Annotated in this window: 15 protein-coding genes; 5 read left to right on the top strand and 10 right to left on the bottom strand. The window is 66.2% G+C overall.

The features are described from left to right. Positions 1-91 precede the first annotated feature (91 nt). Entirely contained in the window at positions 92-649 is a 558-nt protein-coding gene (locus tag BST42_RS08440; protein ID WP_083118123.1) for an SbtR family transcriptional regulator, read from the bottom strand. A 102-nt stretch (positions 650-751) separates the two neighbouring features. On the opposite strand from BST42_RS08440, the gene BST42_RS08435 reads away from it, so the two are divergent. Further along, positions 752-1,648 carry an SDR family NAD(P)-dependent oxidoreductase gene (locus tag BST42_RS08435; protein WP_083118122.1) on the top strand — a complete coding sequence of 299 codons (897 nt, stop codon included), beginning with the start codon at positions 752-754 and terminating at the stop codon, positions 1,646-1,648. 16 nt (positions 1,649-1,664) lie between these two features. Continuing rightward, positions 1,665-2,153 (top strand): cupin domain-containing protein, encoded by a 489-nt coding sequence (locus BST42_RS08430; protein ID WP_083118121.1) that lies wholly within the window; start codon positions 1,665-1,667, stop codon positions 2,151-2,153. Positions 2,154-2,176: 23 nt separating this feature from the next. On the opposite strand, the gene BST42_RS08425 is transcribed toward BST42_RS08430, so the two are convergent. Beyond that, entirely contained in the window at positions 2,177-4,969 is a 2,793-nt protein-coding gene (locus BST42_RS08425; RefSeq protein ID WP_165760810.1) for an AAA family ATPase, read from the bottom strand. A gap of 127 nt (positions 4,970-5,096) precedes the next feature. On the opposite strand from BST42_RS08425, the gene BST42_RS08415 reads away from it, so the two are divergent. The 3 genes from BST42_RS08415 to BST42_RS08405 all read left to right on the top strand — a co-directional run bounded on the left by BST42_RS08415 (position 5,097) and on the right by BST42_RS08405 (position 11,232). Further along, entirely contained in the window at positions 5,097-7,877 is a 2,781-nt protein-coding gene (locus BST42_RS08415) for an AAA family ATPase (RefSeq protein ID WP_165760809.1), read from the top strand. 304 nt (positions 7,878-8,181) lie between these two features. After that, positions 8,182-9,876 (top strand): DEAD/DEAH box helicase, encoded by a 1,695-nt coding sequence (locus BST42_RS08410; protein ID WP_083118119.1) that lies wholly within the window; start codon positions 8,182-8,184, stop codon positions 9,874-9,876. A gap of 18 nt (positions 9,877-9,894) precedes the next feature. Next, positions 9,895-11,232 (top strand): cytochrome P450, encoded by a 1,338-nt coding sequence (locus tag BST42_RS08405; protein WP_083118118.1) that lies wholly within the window; start codon positions 9,895-9,897, stop codon positions 11,230-11,232. Here BST42_RS08405 and BST42_RS08400 read toward each other — a convergent pair. From BST42_RS08400 to BST42_RS08365, 8 genes are read right to left on the bottom strand one after another with little or no spacing between them, the layout of a single operon-like run. Then, positions 11,229-12,512 (bottom strand): glycosyltransferase, encoded by a 1,284-nt coding sequence (locus tag BST42_RS08400; protein ID WP_083118117.1) that lies wholly within the window; start codon positions 12,510-12,512, stop codon positions 11,229-11,231. The genes BST42_RS08405 and BST42_RS08400 overlap by 4 nt on opposite strands. A 14-nt stretch (positions 12,513-12,526) precedes the next feature. Continuing rightward, positions 12,527-13,438 (bottom strand): UbiA family prenyltransferase, encoded by a 912-nt coding sequence (locus BST42_RS08395; RefSeq protein WP_083118116.1) that lies wholly within the window; start codon positions 13,436-13,438, stop codon positions 12,527-12,529. Further along, positions 13,435-14,352 carry an AfsA-related hotdog domain-containing protein gene (locus BST42_RS08390; protein ID WP_083118115.1) on the bottom strand — a complete coding sequence of 306 codons (918 nt, stop codon included), beginning with the start codon at positions 14,350-14,352 and terminating at the stop codon, positions 13,435-13,437. The genes BST42_RS08395 and BST42_RS08390 overlap by 4 nt, the downstream gene beginning before the upstream one ends. Beyond that, positions 14,349-15,173 (bottom strand): nucleoside-diphosphate kinase, encoded by an 825-nt coding sequence (locus BST42_RS08385; protein ID WP_083118114.1) that lies wholly within the window; start codon positions 15,171-15,173, stop codon positions 14,349-14,351. Before BST42_RS08385 ends, BST42_RS08390 begins: the two co-directional genes overlap by 4 nt. After that, positions 15,170-16,219 (bottom strand): SDR family oxidoreductase, encoded by a 1,050-nt coding sequence (locus BST42_RS08380; RefSeq protein WP_083118113.1) that lies wholly within the window; start codon positions 16,217-16,219, stop codon positions 15,170-15,172. The genes BST42_RS08385 and BST42_RS08380 overlap by 4 nt, the downstream gene beginning before the upstream one ends. Continuing rightward, positions 16,216-16,461 carry an acyl carrier protein gene (locus BST42_RS08375; RefSeq protein ID WP_083118112.1) on the bottom strand — a complete coding sequence of 82 codons (246 nt, stop codon included), beginning with the start codon at positions 16,459-16,461 and terminating at the stop codon, positions 16,216-16,218. The genes BST42_RS08380 and BST42_RS08375 overlap by 4 nt, the downstream gene beginning before the upstream one ends. Beyond that, positions 16,458-19,781, bottom strand: coding sequence for an AMP-binding protein (locus BST42_RS08370; RefSeq protein WP_083118111.1), 3,324 nt, complete (start codon positions 19,779-19,781; stop codon positions 16,458-16,460). Before BST42_RS08370 ends, BST42_RS08375 begins: the two co-directional genes overlap by 4 nt. Then, positions 19,778-22,477, bottom strand: a complete 2,700-nt coding sequence (locus tag BST42_RS08365; RefSeq protein WP_237159316.1) for a phosphoenolpyruvate synthase — start codon at positions 22,475-22,477, stop codon at positions 19,778-19,780. The genes BST42_RS08370 and BST42_RS08365 overlap by 4 nt, the downstream gene beginning before the upstream one ends. Positions 22,478-22,480 lie beyond the last annotated feature (3 nt).

Below are 22,480 nucleotides of genomic sequence, written 5' to 3'. Positions count from 1 at the left end.
TGTCAGCACTGCGCGCCGTGCGCGCGCAACTACAGGTATAGGGATTGAGCCCCCAGCAGCGATACAGGGATTTCCCTGGTATCTCGCAGACTCACCCGGCGCGTAGACCGGCCACGATGACGTTGGTAATCCGGTCGGCGACGTCTTCTCCGTAGGACTGCCCGCTCTTGCAGACCACCATCAGCGCCTTGAGTTCCGCGACGCCGACGTCGGCACGGGCGGTCCCCGCCTTCTGGGCCGCCGCCAGCATCTCGCCAAGAATGCCGAGGAATTCCGCTTCGGCGCCGGGCGCCGCAGTGTCGAGGTCGATTCCGTAGCTGGCCAGCGCCTCGACCATGCCATGGTCGGCCGCGCCCTCGCGCACCATCTCGCGGAGGAATTCATACAGCGCGCCAGACGGATCAGCGGCCAACAACTCCCGTGCTCGCCCCACGACGAACCGCATCCGCTCACCGATAACGGCTTCGAACAACGCTTCTTTGGTCGGGAAGTGCCGGTAGACGGTGCCGGCGCCGACGCCCGCTCGCCGGGCGATCTCGTCGATCGGCACGGCCAGCCCCTGCTCGGCGAACACCTCATAGGCAACCTGCAGCACGCGGGCACGGTTGCGCGCGGCATCCGCCCGTAGTGGCCGGCAGCTCAGACCCACCTCACACCTCTCCTGCGTTGACAAAGCGGGGCGCGCGTTCCGTATAGTCGAACAAAACCGGGGCGCACGCTCCGGTTAGCCAGTCTAACCGAGGAGAACTGCATGGCACCCTGGACTTCCGCCGACATCCCGGACCAGACCGGACGGACGGCCGTGATCACCGGAGCCAACACCGGACTGGGCTACGAAACCGCCCGCGCGCTCGCCGCCAAGGGCGCGCACGTTGTTCTCGCGGTCCGCAACCTCGACAAGGGCAAGGCCGCCGCTGACCTCATCGTGCGGCGATACCCCGGGGCCGACGTCAGCGTCCAAGAACTCGACCTCACGTCGCTGACGTCCATCCGCGCCGCCGCCGACGAGCTGCGCGCCCGCCACGACCGCATCGACCTGCTGATCAACAACGCCGGCGTGATGATGACGCCGAAGCAGACCACCCAGGACGGGTTCGAGTTGCAGTTCGGCACCAACCACCTCGGCCATTTCGCGCTCACCGGCCTGCTGCTGGACCGCGTGCTCGCCGCACCCGGCTCGCGGGTCGTCACGATCAGCAGCAACGGCCACCGCTTCGGCAGCATCCGCTTCGACGATCTGCAGTCCGAACGCAGCTACGACCGCACCCGCGCCTACGGCCAGTCGAAACTGGCCAACCTGCTGTTCACCTACGAACTCCAGAACCGCCTGGCCGCGACCGACACCATCGCTGTCGCTGCCCACCCGGGAAGCTCGGCCACCGAGCTGGGCCGCAATCTCCCCAAGGTCGTCGAGTGGGGTTTCGGCCTGACGGTGCAGCGTTCGGAGATGGGCGCGCTCCCGCAGCTGCGCGCGGCCACCGACCCGACGGTGCGCGGTGGCCAGTACTACGGACCCGGCGGACTTCTGCAGATGCGGGGCTATCCGAAGCTCGTCTCCTCGAATCGGCGGTCGCACGATGTCGCGGCGCAGAAGCGATTGTGGGCGGTGTCCGAAGAACTGACAGGCGTGACCTACCCGCTCGGCTGAGCGGCACAATGTAGCCATGTCGCTGCATGTGCCGCCCTATCCCCCGCCGCGGTACGACGGGGACGGCGACGTCAGCGCCACCCTGCGCAAGGCTGACACCCCGGCCGACTTCGAAGTCGGCCCGGTCAGCTACACCTACCTGGCCACCGAGAAATCGACCGGCGGCGACTTCGGTCTGTACCGCGTCGACCTCGGCCCCAGGGCAGGTGGACCCGGCCCGCATTTCCACAAGGCCATGTCGGAGTCCTTCTTCGTGCTGTCCGGCCGGATCCAGTTGTTCGACGGCCGCGACTGGACCGTCGGCGAGCAGAGCGACTATCTCTACGTCCCGCCCGGCGGCATCCACGGCTTCGGGAACCAGTCCGACGAGCCCGCCTCGATCCTGATGCTGTTCGCTCCCGGCGCGCCGCGCGAGTTCTATTTCGAAGGGTTGCCCAAGCTCGGCGAGCTGACCGACGACGAACGCCGCGAGTTCTTCATTCGCAACGACAACTTCTTGGTCTGACCTACCCCACTCTCGGACCAGCTCTACGGCGCCGATGATGGGGTGGGCTCATCACCGGGCTCCTCGGTGTCCAATTGCCGCAACCGATGAGCGAGTTGTGCGCGCGACCGGATGCCGAGTTTGCGGTAAGCGGTAGAGAGATGCATCTCTACGGTCTTCGGTGATAAGTAAAGTTCGGTGGCGATCTGTTTGTTCGACAGGCCCACCGCGGCTTTCTCGGCGGTTTGCCGTTCGCTGTCAGTCAGCGTGCCGCCTGCCGAACGGCTCGAGAGTCGGCCCAATTCACGATGCGCACGAGCAGCCCATAGGGAACTGCCCAACCCCTCCAGCACGTCCGCGGCCTGGCGCAGAGTGTCGTACGCGGCGCTCAGGCGGCGCCGGCGGCGCTGCAATTGACCGAGAACCAGCTGCGTTCGAGCACGCTCGAACGGCATGGGCAGCCGATCGTGGTGGTCCATCGCCTGCTCGGCGTGGCGAGTTGCACGCTCGAGGTCGCCCTCGGCAGCGGCCAGGAGTGCTCGGCACCGCGCTCCAGCCGCGAGCATCCACGGCCGATCAAGACGAGATCCGTTGCTTTCCAGGGCAGCAACCAATGGCTCGGCTTCCTCGAGCCGACCCAGCGCGACGAGCGCTTCCACCGCGTCGGGCAAGTACCTGCCGGTGGCGATCTCGGCGTCATGGGCCGGATCGAAGGTGTCGAGCAGGGGCCGCAACGTGCTCAGTGCTGCCGCATATTCACCGGCGGACACCTCGACAAACGCCTGACTCATGACGGGGATGCGAACGAGGTAGGTCAGGTTCGCGGCGGTGGCCCGCTCGATTGCCTGCCGAGCAGCTTCGTAGGTGTCGTCAACGCGGCCTTGATGGGCGGCGACCAAGGACAACGATGTCCAGGCCCTGATCAACGGCAATCCGGCCCGGAGCTGGCGGGCATGTCCAAGTGCGCCGTCGGCAGTATGTCGGGCCGCTGCATACCGCCCGAGCCAGATTTCGATCGTGGTGAGTTGCTCTGCAGCCCATACTGCGTCGGCGTCATGGCCGCTTTCGCCGCATCTGCGGGCCACCTCGAGCATGGCGGACCTGGCCTCCTCGAGTCGGCCGGTCCACGCGCAGATCAGGGCGTACACGGCAGACGGCTGCAGGTGGGCGGGGGCTGGTCCGCCGGCGTCTTCGATCTCGAGGGCGGTTTGCAACGCCTCGGTGTCTGTGTCGAGTCCGTGCATGAAACTGACGAGCACCCACAGGGACAGCGCCTGGCTACGAAGATGCGCAATGCCGGTGTGGTCCGCCTCCTCGCGCGCACGGCGGGCGAGCGCGACGCAGGACGGCATGTCCCCACCGAGGCCGGTCGCAAGCGCCAACCACACGAGCGCTTGGATGCCCGTCACCGAGTCATCGGCTGCTTCGATCGACGCTCGTTGCAGCAACTCGCCCGCACTGGCCCACCCATCGCGTTGACCACGCACCCCGCCAAGCAGCAACAGTCCCGATGCCCGGGCGGACCCCGCGGGCAGACTGTCAACGATCGGAGCGACCAACACCTCGGCTTCACTGAGTGCGCCGGTGCGGAAGTTGTAGTCGGCTGCGCGCAGCCGCCGAAGCGGCGTGTCCCCGCCCGTCCGTATCGCGATCGCGAGGAGGTCAGCAGCTTCGCTGAACGCGCCGCGCTCGGCGGCACCTTCAGCGGCCCTGTCCAGAGCGGCCCACGTGTTCGAGTCCCCGTGGGGTGCGCTCAGTGCGAGGTGGCGGGCACGGAATTCTGGATGATCGACGACACCCGCCAGGCGGCTGTGTGCGCGACGGCGACTGCCCGGGTCGGCGGCGTCGACAACTGCAGCCGCCATCAAGGGGTGGATGAATCGGATCTGGTTGCCCTCGAAGACGAGCACCCCACGCGATTCGAGAGGCTGCAGGAGGTCGACCAGCTCGGCGGAGCTACGTCCGGTCGCTGCGGCAATCAACTCGACGGTCGGTTCAACGGCGGCGGCAGCGGTGACGATCGCCTCAGTTGTCTCCGAATCGAGCTCGCCGATGCGTCCAAGCATTCCGGCGGCCAGTCTCGGGGGCAGTACCACCGACTCGGCGCTGCTTCCCCGTTGCTGATTCCAGGCAAGGGACAGTTCCAATGCATAGGACGGGTTGCCGCCCGACAAAGTGTGGAGGCGCTGCAGGACAGGGGGCGGCGGTGTGGATCCATCGCGGTCGGCGATGAGGGCCCGCAGGTCGCCCGGACTCATCGGATTCAGTGTGAGCCGGGTAAGGACTTTGGGGTCACGCGGCGCCACCCACGAATCGTCTCGAGGGTCAGGCGTACCGCTGCGAAAAGTGGCCAGCACTCCGATCGGTCCGGTGAGGCGGCGGATCGCGAACCCCAACGCCGTCGTGCTGGCGTTATCGAGCCAGTGGGCGTCATCGATGGCTACCAGCACCGGTTGGTGGCGGGAGAGCGCATCGAGGGCGCCGCGCAGCGCGGTCGCCACCAAACGCTGATCCGCGCCGGTGTGAAGCCGGCCGACACTCACTGATTCCAGAACACGACGTTGTGGAAGCGGTAACCCTGCCAGTACCACTTCATCGATGCCGGCCAAGAGGTCGGCCAGCCCAGCCCAGGCCATCGACATTTCGATGGCCGCACCGGTGGCCGTCAAAACCACGAACCCGATCGTCCTCGCCCATTGGCCGGCCGCGCGCCACAACGTGGTTTTGCCGATGCCGGCCTCTCCGTCGAGGACCAGCGCCGCAGGCCCATGCCGGGCTTGCTGAATGATGCCCTGGATCGTTTGCAGCTCACCGATACGGCCGACAATCCCCCCCACAGTCAGCATCTTCGCAGGTATTTCCCATGCCGGGCAATATTTAGTCTCCGACCGCTCGCGTTTGCTCGTCGCCCGATTTGCAGCACGGCTGGTGTCAAAATGCCTCGGAGGCCGCAGCGGTGCGAGGATGAGCAACGTGTGGGAGGGCATCGCCCGCGGCGCCGAGGGACATGCAGTAGCGGAGCTGCTGTCCTGCGCACAGCACGGGCCTGCGGTCCTGCTCGTCGAGGGCGAGGCCGGCATCGGCAAGACCACGCTGCTCCTGGAAGCAGCCGATCGTGCCAGAGCGCTGGGATTCGCCGTGTTGACCGCGCATGGGTCGCCGGCGGAACTGGGTTATGCGTACGCGGCGGTGGCAGACCTGCTCTCCGGTATCGACGACGCATTGACGGACGTGCTTCCGCTGCGGCAACGGCTGGCGTTGGAGCGAGTCCGATGGGACCAGCACGTCGTCGAGGGTCCGGCAACCGACGAACGCACCACCGCCGCCGCGTTTCTCCATGTGCTTGAACACCTCAGCAACCGGGCACCGGTCTTGCTGGCCGTCGACGATGGGCAGTGGTTGGATCCTTCGAGTCGGCTGGTTCTCGGGCTCGTGAGACAGCGTCTGGCAGGCAGCGTCGCCCTCTTGCTGACGCTGCGCATCGACGAACATGATCCAGACGGTGCGGCCCGGAAGTTCTTCTCCGAGCTGGCCGCCGCGGGTCCCCGTGTGCGCATGCGTCCTCTCGACGTGGGCGGCGTCAATGACGTTATCGCCGCCCGATTGGGTCGCCCGCTTCCACGGCCGGTCGTGACCCGGATTCATCGAGTCTCGGGTGGGAATCCGCTCTTTGCCCTGGAATTGGCTCGCGCCGAATTGCACACCTCTCGTTGGACGACGGGCGTGCCAGATGGCTTGGCGGCTTTGGTCCGCGATCGCCTGAGAGACATCGGCGATGAGGAGCAACGGGTGCTGCTGGCTGTGGCCTGCGCTGCCGAGCCCACGGTCGAGATGGTGAGCCGGACCGTTGACCTCCCCGCGGATCGCGTCCTGGCTGTACTCGACTCGGTGGCGGATCTCGGCGTCGTCGCTCTAGCCGGGAACCGAATCCGGTTCAGTCATCCATTATTTGCGACCGGCGTGGCCGCCAACGCGCTTCCTGCGCATCGCCGTGCCATACACCGCGCCCTGGCCGAGACCGTCCATGAACCTGAACTACGCGCTCGCCATCTCGCCCTCGCCGCGACAACCAACGACGAGACCACCCTGACCGCGATCGACCTAGGCGCTGACGTTCTAGCAGCACGCGGCGCGCTGGCCGCCGCGGCCGATCTGATCGAGCTTGCGCTGACACGCGGAGGCGACACCCCGATGCGACGCATCCGCGCGGCCGAGCTGCACTTTCGCTCGGGGTCGATCCCGCCCGCACGGGCACATCTGTTGTCCACTCTCGACGGCCTGCAGCCGGGCGTAGTCCGCGGATTGGCGCTGGCGCATTTGGGCGCGGTGATGGCCTACGCCGACGACTTGACCGGCGCGATCAACGCACTGTCCGAGGCCGCCGACGAGGCTGCCGACGCCCCGGCGCTGCGCCTGGTCTGCGAAATACGTCTGGCGCTGGCACTCGCGATCGCCGGCCGGATGACCGAAACAGTGGAGCGCGCTCAGCGCGCCATCACACTCGCCGAGGGCCTCGAGGCTCCCGGCCTGCACAGCCAGGCCTTGGCGTTGTGGGTGACTGCGGCGTTCATCCAAGGACAAGGTGTGCACGACCACGCGCTGCGCGAAGCTGTGCAGCTCGAAGATCCCAACAGTGGTGCGACCACGTTCCTGCGTGCCGGTGCTGTGCAAGCGGTGATGTCCGCCTACATCGGTGACCTCGAGACGGCCGAGGCGCAGCTGCAGGCGGTCAAGCACAGCATGAGCACGGTCGGCAATGAGATCGATCTGGTGTGGGTCGACAACCGTCTCGCCGCGGTCGCGATCTGGTCGGGTCGCTATGACGCCGCCGAGGAATGGGCGCGCGCCGCGGTGCAGCGCGCCGAGCAACTTGATGCCCGACTATCGTTGGCGACCGCGTGGACCAAGCGCGCCACTGTAGCGGCGTATCGCGGACGTGACCGCGAAGCTCGAACCGACGCCATGGCGGCGATCGACACCGCGCGCGCCATCGGAGCGCTACGCCAGGTGAAGGAACCGACCCGGGTGCTGGCCTTCCTGGAGGTGTCCCGCGGAAACTATGCCGCCGCACTGACCCTGCTGACCCCGCTGCTCGAGGAATTCGATCCGCCCCGTGAATTAGAAATCGAAGGAGGCGAACATCTTCCGGACGCGGTGGAAGCACTCATCGCACTGCGAGACCTCACACAGGCACAGAAGGTGGTCGATGCACTTGAGCAGCACGGCTTAGAGCGTGACCGGCCCTGGATGAGGTCTGTCGGGGCACGAGGCCGGGGCGCACTACTCGCGGCACGCGGTGACCTCGCCGCCGCACACGAGGCCCTGGATGAAGCGATGGTGCATCACCAGCGATTGGCCATGCCGTTCGAACGGGCGCGCACCCAGTTGCTTCTTGGTCAGCTTCAGCGTCGGCGACGTCGACGCCGCGATGCTGCCGCCACTCTCACCTCCGCGCTCGAGACGTTCGACGAACTTGGCACGCCAATATGGGTCGAACGGGCACGGACCGAATTGAAGCGCCTGGAGGCTACCCGCAGCCACGGCCAGCAACTTACTCCCGCGGAGCGCCGAATAGCCGGGCTCGCCGCCAGGGGATTGTCGAATCGCGAGATTGCCGCCGAGTTGTTTCTCGCCGAGAAAACAATCGACAGCACCCTCACCAGCGTCTACCGAAAACTGGCCATCCGTTCCCGCGCCGGGCTGGCCGCTGCGTTGAATAGGATTGCCGAACAACCGAATTCGTGAGTCCGCGCGGCTAACGTGGCCGCAACGACGCCCACGGAGCGACCATTCCTCAAAGCGCGCACCTTGCCATTCGTGCTTGCGATGTCCCCTTCCCCACCTCGAACTGCGCGAATTCTGTGTCTTTGCGAATACCTGTACGGTGTTTGCACCACTCGACGTCGGGAAGTTCCGCCCGGTGTTGGTCAGGCCACCGCTGGGCCTCCGAAACAATCCATCCGTGCTTGGTCCGACGACACGCCGGATCGAAGTGCGCAGGCGGATATGCTTGCGCTAGAGTCCATCTCGACCGAGAGGAGTCCCAGGGGTGCGGGCAGTTGATGCGCCCAGCACCCAGGCGTTACGGGGCTGGCAGCGACGGGCGTTGGTCAAGTATCTGGCCGCCAAGCCGCGCGATTTTCTCGCTGTCGCGACCCCCGGCGCCGGTAAGACCACCTTCGCCCTGCGGATCGTCGCCGAGCTCCTCGCCGAGGGCACAGTCGAAGCGGTCACCATCGTCGTCCCGACCGAGCACCTCAAGATCCAGTGGGCGCAGGCCGCGGCACGGCACGGCATTGCTCTCGACCCCAAGTTCTCCAACTCGAATTCGCAGACCTCCGCGGAGTATCACGGCGTCGTGGTCACCTACGCCCAGGTTGCCAGCCACCCCACCCGGCACCGGGTGCGCACCGAGAATCGCAAGACGCTCGTCGTGTTCGACGAGATCCACCACGGCGGTGACGCCAAAACCTGGGGCGACGCCATCCGGGAGGCGTTCGACGACGCGACGCGGCGACTGTCGCTGACCGGGACCCCGTTCCGCAGCGACGACAGCCCCATCCCGTTCATCAACTACGAAGTCGGACCCGACGGCTTCGCCCGCTCGTCCGCCGACCACACCTATGGCTACTCCGATGCGCTGGCCGACGGCGTCGTGCGCCCGGTCATGTTCATGGCGTACTCCGGTGAGGCCCGCTGGCGGGACAGTGCCGGCGAGGAGCACGCGGCGCGCCTCGGCGAGCCGCTGACCGCCGAGCAGACCGCGCGGGCGTGGAAGACCGCGCTCAACCCGGCCGGCGAATGGATGCCCGCGGTGATCGCCGCTGCCGACACCCGGCTGCGCGGGCTTCGCGAACACGTGCCCGACGCGGGCGGCATGATCATCGCCTCCGATCAGACCGCCGCGCGCGCGTACGCCGATTTGTTGCTCAAGATCACCGGTGAAGCGCCCACCGTCGTCCTCTCCGACGACAAGGGTGCCTCGGATCGCATCTCCCAGTTCTCGGCGAGCACATCGCGTTGGCTGGTCGCGGTGCGCATGGTGTCCGAAGGGGTCGACGTGCCGCGCCTGGCGGTCGGCGTGTACGCCACCAGCGCCTCGACTCCGCTGTTCTTCGCCCAGGCGATCGGCCGGTTCGTGCGGTCCCGGCGCCCCGGTGAAACCGCGTGCATCTTCTTGCCGTCAGTGCCCAACTTGCTGCTGCTCGCCAGCGAGATGGAAGCGCAGCGCAATCACGTGCTGGGCAAGCCGCACCGGGAGAACCTCGAGGACGATCCGCTCGAGGCGGAGTTGGCCAAGCAGAACCGCGACGAGCCAGACGAGGGCGAGAACAAGATCGAGTATCTGGGCGCCGACGCCGAGCTCGATCAGGTCATCTTCGACGGGTCGTCGTTCGGGACCGCGACGCCGGCAGGTAGCGACGAGGAGGCGGACTACCTCGGCATTCCTGGCCTTCTCGACGCCGAGTCGATGCGAGATCTGTTGCGGCGCAGGCAAGAAGAGCAGATCGAGAAGCGAACCGCCAGTGGCGAGGTGCCCCGGCTGACCACGCACGGTCAGCTGCGGGATCTGCGCCGCGAACTCAACGCCCTGGTGTCGCTGGCGCATCACCGCACCGGTAAGACGCACGGTCAGATTCACAACGAATTGCGCCGGGTCTGCGGCGGACCACCGGTGGCCGCCGCCACCACCGATCAGCTCAAGGCCCGCATCGAAGCCGTTCGTAGCCTGACCTCGTCGTAAACCCGCTACGCTGCCGCCATGACGCCAGCCGGCCTCTCTGGAATCCCCACGGCGCCAGGGCGTCTGCCGTTGATCGGCCACGCCCATATGGTCACCGGTGATCCCCGCGAGTTGCTGCTGCGCGCCGCCGGCATCGGTCCGATCGTCCGGGTGTATCTGGGCCCGCGGGCCTCCTACCTGCTCACCACCCCGGAGCTGATCCGCGACGTCAGCCTCGGCAGGGCGGGGGCGTTCCACCGCGAGCCGATGCGCGAGGCCATCCACGAATTGGTCAGCGGCGCGACCAATGTGCTCAGCGGGCCGGAACACGACCTGCGGCGCCGGCTGATCGCCCCGGTCTTTCGGCAACGCCGCCTCAACGAGTACGGCCTCACGGTCGCTGCGATCGCCGACGAATGGTCGGGCTCACTTGTCGGCGGCGCCCAGACCGACTTGCGGGCCAGCGTGCATCAGCTGGTGATGCGCACCATGCTGGCAACTCTGCTCCGCGCCCAATCCGACGCCGAGGAAATCGACGTCATCCGCGAGCGAACCCCCTGGCTGCTCAGCGAAGTCATCATCCGCGGCGCCCTGCCCAAGACCGCAAGGCAGTTGCGGGTGCTGGCCAACCGCCGATTCATCTCCGATTCGAGGCGGGTGCGCCGCGCGCTGCGCTCGCTCATCGAGCGCAGGCGCCAGGCACCCGACGAGGGCGACATGCTCTCGGCGCTTCTGCATCACGTCGACGAGGAGACCGGGGCAACGCTCTCCGATGACGACCTCGTCGACGAACTGCTGCTGGCACTGGCGGCGAGCATCGGATCCCAGTCGTCGATGTTCTCCTGGCTCATCTACGAGACAAGTCGCGCGCCCGACATCGCCGCGAAGATCCGCGACGAACTGGACTGTGTAGTCGGTTCTCGCCCTGTGGAAGTCGGCGATGTGCCCGCATTGCGCTACCTGCGCAACGTTCTCACCGAGACACTGCGATTGTGGGCACCGTGGATCAGCATCCTCACCGCCGACGGGCCGGTCCGCATCGGCTCGGCGGAGTTCGAAGATGGCACCAACATCTTGTTCAGCCCGTTGATGATTCATCTGCAGGACCGGTATTTCCCCCATGCCTCGACCTTCGACCCCGACCGCTGGGAATCCGACTCGGTGGATCGCGACGTCATGATGGCGTTCGGCCTGGGCCAACGACATTGCCCCGGAAGCCAATTCGCGCTGTTGTCGATCACCCTGCAGGCCGCGGCACTGTTCTCGCGCTGGGACATCCGGCTGCCTTCCGGTTTCCAGGTCAAGCCACAAGCCAAGGATTTCGTCCTGTCGCCGGCGTCGCTGCCGGTGGTCTTCTCGCCTCGAAAGCCCGGCTAACGGGCCGCCGTCTTCTCCACGATGTCGCAGACCCGCGGCACACCATCGCCGGTCGCTTGCAGGCGAGCGCCGAACGCCTCAGCGCGCAGGCGCATCTGCGGATCCAGAATCGTGTCGATGCCTGACCCGAGGGTGTCGGCCCGCAACTTGGTGAACGGCACATGCGCGCCGACACCGAGCTTTTCGACCTGGTGTCCCCATACCGGCTGATCGAACGACACCGAGCACACCAGCGTCGGCAGCCCCGCCCGCAGGCTCTCGAAGAGGGTGCCGATCCCGCCGTGGTGTACCGCGGCTCGGCAGTGCGGGAAGACGAGATCGTGTGCCAGCGTGTCGACGACCTTCACGTTGTCGGAGGTGTTGCGCAGCGCGGGGTCCAAGTGAGCGCCGCCGACGCTGACCAGCGCCCGCTCGCCGGTTCTGTCGCAGATGTGCTCGATCATGCCCAGCACCGACCCGAAATCCAGAATCGGCATGCTGCCGAACCCGAAGAAGATCGGTGGTGTGCCACCGTCCACCCACTGGAGCACCTCGGCATGATCTTCGGCCGATTCACCGATCGCCGCCCGGGCCGACTGCGGCAACCACAGAAACCCGACCATGGGCCGCGACGAGCCCCACTCCTGCGCCAAGCCCGGCACGAACGCGGGGTCGTACATCTGCAGTTCGGGGACATTGCGCCCCGCGAGAGTCGATTCCGTGCTGGCCCACGATCGCGGTAGATCGAGCTTGCCGCGAAGGTTGTTGAGGTACTTGCCGAACACCACCGTCCGCAGTCGTTCGATCGCGGACCAAGCCACGCGGTTGAAGACGCCCGGCACCGTCCAGTTGGCCGGCACCGATCCGGGCGGCGCGTACAGACTGTTCTTGCGGCACGGGTAGGTGTGCAGTGTCACCATTGGGATACCCAGGGCCTCCGACACGATCGCCGACCGGTCCTCACTGAAGGTGGTGCAGACGATCATCTCCGCGCCCTTGGAGATGTCGATCAACTCGTCGTCCATTCGGTCGGCGTATTCCGACATCTGCTTCGACACCATCGACATCAGCTTGAACGTGCTACCGGCCGCCAATGCCCTCTGCCCCTCCGGTGAGGAATACAACGCATGGACGTCGGGGCCGAATTGGCGCGCGGTCAGACCTGCTCTGGCGACGAAGTCGACGAAATTCGGTGGTGCACCGATCATCACGTCGTGGCCGCGACGCTCGAGTTCCAGTCCGAGCGCCACCCCGGGCTGAACGTCCCCGCGACTACCGACCAGCGGTATGAGGATCCGCACTCTAGGGCCCCTTTCTAGTGGTAGACCAAACCCTGGCCGATGATGGCGAGGTAGAACACGATGACGAAAGCTGTTGGCAGACCACCAGGATGACTGTCGGGACGCCGGACGAAGAAGATCCACGCGGATATGCACGGCAACACCCCCGCCGCGACGGGCGACCAGGCAATCGGCCACCAGTGCCCCGCCCAGCTCCACGGCGACGTGAGCAGCACTTCCACCAGCACGGCCGACAACCCGAGGACCAACACCGCGAGTCCGCTTGCGGTGGACCCGATGACCCGCGAATACGACCGCAGGTCATCGGCCGCTGCCGCCCGAGTGGTCTTGCGCGCCAACTCAACATGCAGGAATGCGCTGGTGAACACCAGCAGGACGGCGGCCAGCTGTACCCAGGATGCATCTCCGACACCCGGCAGGCCCGTCATCGCGAAACCCGTTGCCAGGAACTGCGCGGGGCATGCCGCCGCCAGGTTCACCAACGGGTTGTCGCGCACCACCGGAACCCGCGACTCCAACCACCACAGGACAAGGCTGTAGCCGAGGACGAGCGCCACGAGCACGGACGTCCAGAACGAGACTGTCGCCCCCAGCAGCAATGCCAGCACTGCCGCCGGGATCATCGCGATCCGCAACTCACGGGTGCTGATACGACCCTGAACCAGTGGCCGGTCCGGGTTGTACACCCTGTCGTAATCCAGATCCTTCTGATCGTCGACCATGCGCAGGAAGGCGCCGGCGGCGTTGAGCGCCACGATCTTCAGCGCGGTATCCCAGGACGGCCGCCACGGTCCGGGCGACTGCCCGACCATCACGACCATGCCCTCGACGGCGATCACCCATAGCGCCAGATAGACGGGATAGACCGGCAGGCATCGTTCGATCAGGAACGCGCCGATACCGCCCGTCCGCCGCAGGACCGTCATTCCATGAATGCCAGTTCGACGGTGGCCCTGGTCTGCCCCGACTGCGTGATGTCACCTCGGAACGTCAGCGGGTCGGCACCATCGCGTGTCATCGACACCACGCTCACCGAATCCATTTCGGCGAACGACTGGAACCCGATCTTCAGCCACGACGGACCCACGAGATCCTCCGCCCGCGAATCGGCGATCACCAGGGAAAGCTGTCGAGCAGCCTCGATGATGAGTCCGCCGGGGAGATGGTCGAGGGGATGGTCGAAGAGTATCGCGTGACTGATGTCCACAACGAGCGGCGCGCTCGCCGCGCCACTCGCCGCCGCGTGGACGGGAGCACCGATCACCACGTTCGCCATCCGCGTCCGGCCGACCGACCGAGGATCGGCCGGAGCCGGCTGCGGGCCCGGGTCCCAACTCGCGCCGGCCCGCAGCCGGTCCCACTTTTCCAGCGGCATCCAGTTGAACGCTGCCGACAGTTCCATCGTCTTGGTGCCCTCATGGGCCACGACGGAACGGACTTCCAGACCATGCACCGCATCATGGCCGTCGCGACGAAACTCCTTCTGCACCGCCATGTTCAGCTCCAGATCCAGCACCTCGGCACCGCACACCAGATGGTCGAAGTCGACAACGGCCAGTTCGTACAGCCGTACGGTATGCCGGGCGTCCGGCGGTGCGTCATAGAACAGATGACTGCCCGCGATGCATCCCTGCCGAAACGCCTCCAGGACGAGGAGCGGATCGTAGTACGACCCCTGCCGCCCCAGTCCGTCGGAGTGAAAGCTGTGCAGGCGGGGCAGTTGGGCATGCGCCGTCCAGGTGTCCCCCCGTCCACCCATCGAGGTGATCAGCACTTCGGAGACAGCGCGCTTGTGCACCAACTCCCGCCGAATCGTCTGAGAATAGTTCTCCCCGTTCATATCCCGTCACTTCCCTGTCGGTGCATCGGCAGATACGAGGACTCGATCACGATCCGGAACCACGGATCGACGTCGATGCCCCGCTTTTCTGCATCCGCCAATGCAGCCAGCCATTCCTCACCGGTTCGGGGCCGGTCCCACCCGCCGACCCCACCAAGGCCCTGCCAGACGGCATCCTGTGCGGCGGCGAGGTCACCGCTCCTGCGGTCAAGGCCGGACTCGATGCCGTCAACGATCCGAGCGGCATCTGCTGTCGCGTCGGCGCCTTGGACGCAAGCGGAAATCACGGCGCTCAGTTGCGGATCCGGAAAGTAGATACTCATTTCCCGCAGCACGTCGTCGGGATCATCGGGGGTATGAACCTTGTTCAGCAGGTAAGTTCCGGCCGCCAGCGCATGCCGGAGATGATGAGGCTGCCGCTGCGCGGGGTCGGCAGGTCCCTTGTCCGCCGTGAGCCGGACCGACACCGGCTGCTCACCGTCGGGATGGCCGACGACGAGAACCAGCGACGGCGACAACCCGGCGAGACGGTCCGCAACCCGGCGGCGCTCGGCGGTCGCGCGGTGCCAGTTGAAATACCACAACGCCCGTAGATGCAGATACGTCAGCTGCACCGGATACGCCCCGACGATGCGATAGCCGTGATCGAGCAGCCAGGTGATGGCCGATCCCATCGCTGCGGTGACGGCCGCATCGGGCTTGAGCAGCATCAGTGCATGCTCGTGAGCGAACGTGTCACGGTCGACGTTCATTGCGGCGAGCGCATCGCACGTCTCGATGAAGTAGGTGTCCGAGTCATACCTGCTGCCGATACTGATCATGCGGAACTCCTCTTGGCCTGCAGGCGGGCCAAAACCTCGGCCACTGACGGCTCCGGCCGTCCCAAATAGCCAGTGCGTAAGCAGGAGTCGAGAAGGCGCCGGAAGTAGCCCGGTCCGATGGCGGGCGGCGTGATACCGAGCCGCTCGCGAGTGTTGGTGCTGTCGAACTCCAGGTGTCGCCTCAGGTAGCTCGTATAGAGGATCCCGACCTTGTCGAAATAGCGTCGCTCGATCTCGTCGAGATAAGACTCGCTGAACGTACTGGGCGGAACGAAATCAGGGATGCAGAAGGACGGATATTCGGCGAGGACGTCGGAGACGGTGCGCAGCGAGAGGGCGTTGGCGCCCACCGCATGGAATGTTCGTCCGATGTTGTCGTCGAAGCTCTCCACCGCGGCCGCGACGACGTCGGCGACGTGGCCGATCGGGACCAGTCCCAGTGTCGCAGAATAGTTTCCGGGCAGCGTCCGCAATCTGCCCTCGACGATCACCTTGAGCAACTGGTAGATGTGTTTGTAGACCCCGGTGTTCCCGGTGCGGTACTCGCCGGTGACGATGCCCGGCCGGACGACCACCGATCGGACTCCGGCCGCGGCGACCAGTTGTTCGGCCCGATACTTGCTCTGTTCGTAGGCGTTGCTGAACCGTTGACCGATATCGAGCTGGTCCTCGTAGAAAACCCCTTCGGTCTCGCCGCAGACGTAGATGGTGCTCACATAGACCAAACCGGCATCGAAGCAGCGTGCCAAGGCAAGCGCATTGGCCGTTCCGTCGACGTTGATCTCGGTATAGCGCTGCTCCGGCAGCCCGAAGTCGGTCACCGCAGCGGAATGCACCACCACGTCGACCTCGTTCGCAAGTTTCGCCACGGTCTGCCGGTCGAGACCGAAGTCTTCACTGCGCACATCACCGGTCAGCATTCGCGCGGCGACGACCGGCCGATCGTGTGTCAGCGCGATGACGGTGTACCCGCGCCGGGACAGGCGGGCGACGACTCCGGCACCGACGTGTCCGGCGGCACCTGTGACCAGCACGGTCCCGCTCATGTCGGTTCCTTGTGGGCGTTAACGAGATTCACCAGATCACCGACGGTTGCGACGCCGGCGAGCATCTCCTGATCGAGCTGCGGCAGTTCGAAGGCTCGCTCGACGGCGATCGACAGCTCGAGCAGCCGCAGTGAGGTATATCCGAGATCGCCGATCAGTGCGCTGCTCAGGTCGGGCTCGCGGGCCGTATCGGGGGCCATCGCCGCGACCAGCGCCAGAACCTCATCACCGATGTCGGTCATGGCGTCGGCCTCGCGCAGGGTTGGGCTCCGCCGGTGGTCAGCAGATCGCGGGCCTCGTCCAGTTCGACGTAAGCACCGAAGTATCCGCCCATCCGCAGCCAGTGGTATCCGTACCTGATGGTGCGCTGCCACTCGTCTCGCGACGCGAACGACGACGGGAAGTTCTCACCGCGGGTGACTTTGCGCACCTCGGCGACGAACGCATCGAGTTCCTGATGTAGCGACCCAGCGTCGTCCTCATCGGCGATGGAACGCTCGCTGAGGGTGCGGGCGGTCTGGGCCAACCGGGGATGCTCAGGTACCAGCATCTCCAGCCTGCTCACCAGTACCGGGTCGGCAGGCAGCGGCGTGATTCCCCAGGCGCTGGCCAGGATTCGGACTGCCATGGTCACAATCCGTCGCCCGCACAGTGACGCGACCTGCCATTGCCCGTCCTTGACCGCACCGCTGAAATCTTCGCGAGCGTTCTCGAGCACCATGTTGGCCAACAGCAGCGCTCCAGCGCATTCCGCGAATGCCTTTGCGCCCAGCGGGGATCGGGCGATGTCCCGGTCGGTGATGGCACCATCGATCGTGACCACCGGGCGCTGGTTGGACGGCAGCGGTGTGAGCGGCCGGCCCGGTGTGCACATCGCCGCCACCGGTGTGATCGCCGTCCCGCCGCGCCAGGCCAACCCGACGAGCCCGTAGTCGACGAATAGAGCGATGTGGTTCACGGCAGCCTGTGTGGTGGCGATCGACTCACCGAAGATCACCTTCCGCCACGATTGCGCGCAGTCGGCGGACAGGACGAACACGTCGGCCTTATCGCGCACGACATGGGTGGCGGTTCCGATGGGCCAGGTCGTGACTCCGGGCACCCGCCGTAAGACGACGTTCGTGGGATCGAGAGTGATTCTCGGGCCGCCCAATCGCATGGCCAGCGCCAGCGCCCGCTCGAAGACGTCCCGGCTCGAATCCGGTGTGGCGGGTGTCGCGTCGAGGGCTTGGTAGTCATCCAGGAGCGCCGCGACGGTCGCGTCGGCGTCGCGCGAGAGCCGAATGATCTGCTCCGGCAGCCACTTGATCTCGATGTACCCCTCACCGCGCGCGGCGAGGAATGCTTTCATCTGCTGCGCCACGCCTTCCCGTGCCCACCGCACCGCCTCGTGCTCGTCACCGAGCAGGGCCAGCGCGACGGCATGTCGCAGGCATCCGCAGGCCCGCCTGCGCCACCAGGCGCTGAGCAGCATGGTGAACTCGGCGTAGGAGACGATGTCGAGGAGCTGCGCGTAGTCGGATCCGACGTACAGCGGGATGCCGCGCAGGAACCGCTGAACCCGGTTGAGGAGGTCCTCGGACACCCCGGCCACCGAACCCGTGTCGATCGCCCGTCTGACCTTCAGCAGCCGTTCGCGGATCTGCTCGTGCGATTGGGCCCGAACCTCCACTCGGCGACCGTCGACGAAAAGAACTGTGGGCATCACCGCCTGTTTGGTCGCGCCGGGCACCAGCAGCAGGAAGTCGATGTCCGAGCCTTCATTGCCGAAGCCCTCGGCGAGCGATCCCTCGAAATGCACTGTCGCGTCATCGGGAATCACGGCGAGCTCGCGGGCCTTCTCGAACAGTGCGCGGACCCGTTGCAGCCCCTGCACTTCTCGATTGGCGCCACCGATCGCGAGCAGTCGCGACCTGGTGAATCGACCAGCGCGCCACTGTTGCCACATGTGCGCCCGACGCGGCTTACCGCTCGACGTCCGGGACAGCGTTCCGCGCGGCGTGCTGATCAGCCACAGCGGGGCTTCCTCACCGATGTTCGCCTGCAGGGATCGGATTGCGGCGGCGACCATCTCGGGCGTCACCTTCATGTGTTCGATGAACACCGCGACACCGGGCCGCTCGGCCTCGTTGACCGCCACGGCGACCACCCGACTCGGGGCGATGCCGAGCGCCTCGGCGGTGGTCACGTCCAGGTCTTCGGTGAAGACACTGCGCCCGTTGATCTTCAGGCTGGTCCCCATCCGGCCCAGTACGTGCAGTTGGCCGTCCAGTAGGAATCCGGCGTCGCCGGTGCGCAGCTCGTCGCCGACGAATCGGGTGGTGCTGTCGACATCCCCGTGGTATCCCTGCCCCACCGACGGCCCCGACAGGACGATCTCGCCCAACGTCCCGTCGGGCAGCCGGTCACCGGACTCGTCGGCGATCCAGACCGCATGTCCCGGCGCGGCCTTGCCGACCGACACCACCCAATCGCTACCGGTGTCGGCGGTGATATCGCCTGTCACGCGCGCGAGCACCCGGACCGGATGGCCGTGACGCAACGCGGTCCGGTCCACCCGAACCATCCGGTGCGGTTCGCCCAGACGATGTGAGGTGGCGAACAACGTGTGCTCGGCAAGACCGTACGACGGCATGAAGGCATCGGGGGAAAAGCCGTGGCCCGCAGTGAGTTCGGTGAACGCCCGCAGATGTGCCGGGTTGATGGGCTCGGCCCCGACGACCAGCGTCGCAAGCCCCGACAGATCAATGTCGCCGAGGTCGTCCGGCGTGAGCCTGGTGCTGGTGTACACCAGCCCGAACGACGGGGAGGCGGTGTGTTGCGAGGTGGCCGCGGCTCTCAGCCACCGCAGTGGGTCACGGATGAACTGGTCGGGACGCATCAGTTGCAGATGGCGCTGACGCGTCATGGCTTGAAACAGCACGCCGATCAGCCCCATGTCGTGATACAGCGGAAGCCAGGAGACCCCGACCTGGCCATCGGCCATGCCGCAGAGTTCCTCCATCACATTGAGATTGGTGGCCAGGCTGTGCCAACTGATGGCGGCGCCGCGCGGAGCGCTCGTCGAACCCGAGGTCATCTGTAGCAGCACGGCGGGGGCAGGCTCGGCAAGCTCGTCCACGAGGTCACACTGCGGAACACCGTCGATCGCAATCAGTTTCGGCTCGCGAGCCAGACCCGCGATCGCACGGCGCGCCAGCTCGACGAACGCAGGCGAGGCCACCATGGCGCGGCACCCCGCTGCCCCCAGGATGCCACGCAGGTGGGCAATGTACTGATCTGGCGGTTGGAACATCGGCGGCACGATCGGGGTGAGAGTGGCGCCGGCGGCGAGCACCCCGAACATCGTCGACAAACACAGGTCGGAGGTCGGCATCAACACGCTGACGACGTCGCCTGGGCGGACACCGTCGTCGATCAGCCGGCGCGCGATGCGTCGCGCGTTGTCGGCCAGCACGCGGTAGGTGACGAAGTCCCAGCCGTTCGTTTCATTGGCCAGGTGAATCCCGGTGTGGTCGCGTGGCTCCATCAACCAGCCGCGGATGCGGTCGACGTCGTTCATGGTCCGGGCTCTTCCACCAAGACCACCCGGCCAGTGGCTCCATCGACGCTCACCGTCATCCCGGTACGAACCGCGTCGGTGAGGCCGTCGATCTGCACGACGGTCGGCACTCCGAGTTCGCGGGCGATGATCGCAACGTGGGTGAGGGGGGATGCGCGTTCGATGAGGAGCGCGGATGCGAACGGCAAGGCCGAGGCCCAGCCCGGATCGGTCCGGTATGCCACCAGGATGCCGCTGGAGAAGTCCTGCGGCTTCTCGACCACGACCGCGCGGCCGGTCACCACACCCGGGCTGGACGGCGTCCCGGTCAGTACCGTGCCTGCGGACGCGTGCGCCGACTCTTCGGCAGGCCGCCAACCGGCCTGGGCCAGCTCGCGCTCTGAGTAGTCCGATCCGGTCGTGGTGAACCGGGCGGGTGCGGACAACCGTGAGTAGCTCTCCTGCAGCAGCTTTCGGTGCCGGATCACAGATTGGGCGGCGGCCGCGGTCATGGTGCCCTCGTGGAGATCGAACAGCTCGTCGATACGCAGTAGGAAAACGTCGGACCGGTGGTGAATCGTTCCTCGGTGCTCCAACTCCCGAGCCATCACCCCCACAAGTGATTTCAGGATGCCGAAGCCCTGGGTGCGGCAGAAGCGCAGGTGCTCACGGTGCGTCGCCGCCCGTCGGACCTTCCTTCGCAACGCGTCGAACACCTTTCGGCGCCAGCCCCGCAGATGGGTATCGAGGTAATCCTCGACCGAGTTCCCGGCGTGCTCGCGCCCCGCGGTGTCCATCCGCAGCAGATGAAAGATTCCGGCGGGATCTTCGCGCAGGTCCGGTGTTTCGAGCTTGAGTTCGTCCAGACACCGATACCCGAAGCGGTCGATGTACTTCTCAATCTTGGAATGCAGCTCTTGCCAGATCGGCGAGCCCGAATCGTCGGCGCACTCGGTGAGGTGCGCGTACGCAGTCGAGGGCTCGGCTGATGCGATGAAGGCATCGAGTTCGGGGTGTTCGGCGACGAAGGCGGCGATGCCCGCCAGCTCCCTGGCCGGTTCGACGGAGATCACGTCGGGCTCGGGGTTGACGACAGCGAACTGGACCCATTCCGGCGCACCCCGCAGGAACACTTTCGTGAGGACGGCCAGCGACCCGACCATGGTCAGCAACATGGCATCCAGCACCATCATCGGGCCCCACAGATCGGCGACTTCGTCGTAGATCTGGCGGAACATCCGGTATGCCGACGGTCCGTCCATCGCCGATACGTCCATCAGACCGTGCCGGTCGATGAAGTCGATGAACGTCTCGTCGAAGTCGTCGATCATGGCATCGACGGATCTGATGCTGCGCAGGTAGGCGATGGTCGTGCGGCCACGCGACACCGCCCTGGCGATGGGATTGGCGAAGGTGAACGGACGCAACTGAGTTGCCGTCGCACGGTCGAGTGGTTCACTGACGCCGAGCGCGACTTCCAGGACCCGTCGATTCAGCGGATATCCCGGCGCGATGCCCACCATCCGGTACCAGTGCAGCAAGTTGTAGTAGACGTGGCCGTGGAACTGGCCGAGCATCACCGGCAGCCACGACTCCATCTGCTCGAGCTGGGCGGGCGGGGCCTTCAGACTGCGGGCGTAGGCCCGGTAGACGTCGCCGTACAGTTTGCGGGCCGTGGTGAAGGTCAGTGGCGACGTGACTCCGGCGAAGCTCTCGATGATGTTGGAGTTGTCCCAGATGCGGACTCCGTCGGTGACTTCACCGAAATGTTCTGCTGTGAGGCCGAATTCGCGATCCAGCGTGGTGACCGGCCGAGATTGCAGGATCCAGGTGCCGATGTCGTCGCACGCCCACTCGACATCCTGCGGGCAGCCGAAATACTGTTCGAGCCGAATCCCCAAGTCCAACAGCGTGGCACGTAGTGCAGGGCCGACGCTGGCTTCCCGGCGGCGTTCTACCGGCACGCCCACTGTGGCGACTCCGCCGCCTGTGGTCCCGACCATCATCTCGCTCTTCGCGGACACCACTTCATCGAGGATGCGGCCGGTCTCCTTCTCGATGCTGACCGAGTCGGAGTCGACAGCGCCGGAGACCAGACCTTCACCAAGTCCCAGCACGCCGTTGATCACCAGTCGGTCTGTCGAGCCCGTGAGCGGGTCGACGGTGAACATCACCCCGCTGCTCTGCGGTGTCAACGATCGCTGGATGACGACCGCAAGTGCGACATCGCGGAAGTCGAGGCCGCGGACGTGGCGGTACTGGGTGGCCCGGCGGGAGAAGGCCGACGCCCAGCAACGCCGCACCGCGTCTTCGGTGGCATCGAGCCCGGCCACATTCAAGAACGTGTCGAACAGTCCCGCAAACGAATCACGGTCGCCGTCTTCTTGCCGTCCCGACGAACGAACGGCGACAGTTTCGGCACCCACATAATCGATGGCCGCCGCAATGGCGTCCCGAATTTCGGCAGGCATGCTCAATTCGCACAACGCGGTTTCGGCGAACGCCGCCTCAGTGAGACGTTCGGCCAGCGAGAGCGGTGCTTGGCTGATGGTCACGCCCGCGGCCGCACAGGCTGTTTCGAACGCGTCGATGCCGAGGATGACCCACCGTGGCACGGGGAAACCGGCGGCCGTCAGGTCACACAGGTTGCGCGCTTTGCCGCCGGCCAGTAGTCGGAGCTGCTCGTCGGATTCTTGCCCGGTCAGGAGGAGTGGCACCGC

Origin of the sequence: Mycolicibacterium rhodesiae (genome assembly GCF_002086695.1) — a bacterium.
In the GTDB taxonomy this organism is placed as follows: Bacteria; Actinomycetota; Actinomycetes; order Mycobacteriales; family Mycobacteriaceae; genus Mycobacterium; species Mycobacterium rhodesiae.
The sequence above is the reverse complement of the archived record's forward strand: the minus strand, read 5'-3'. Positions and strand labels throughout refer to the sequence as shown.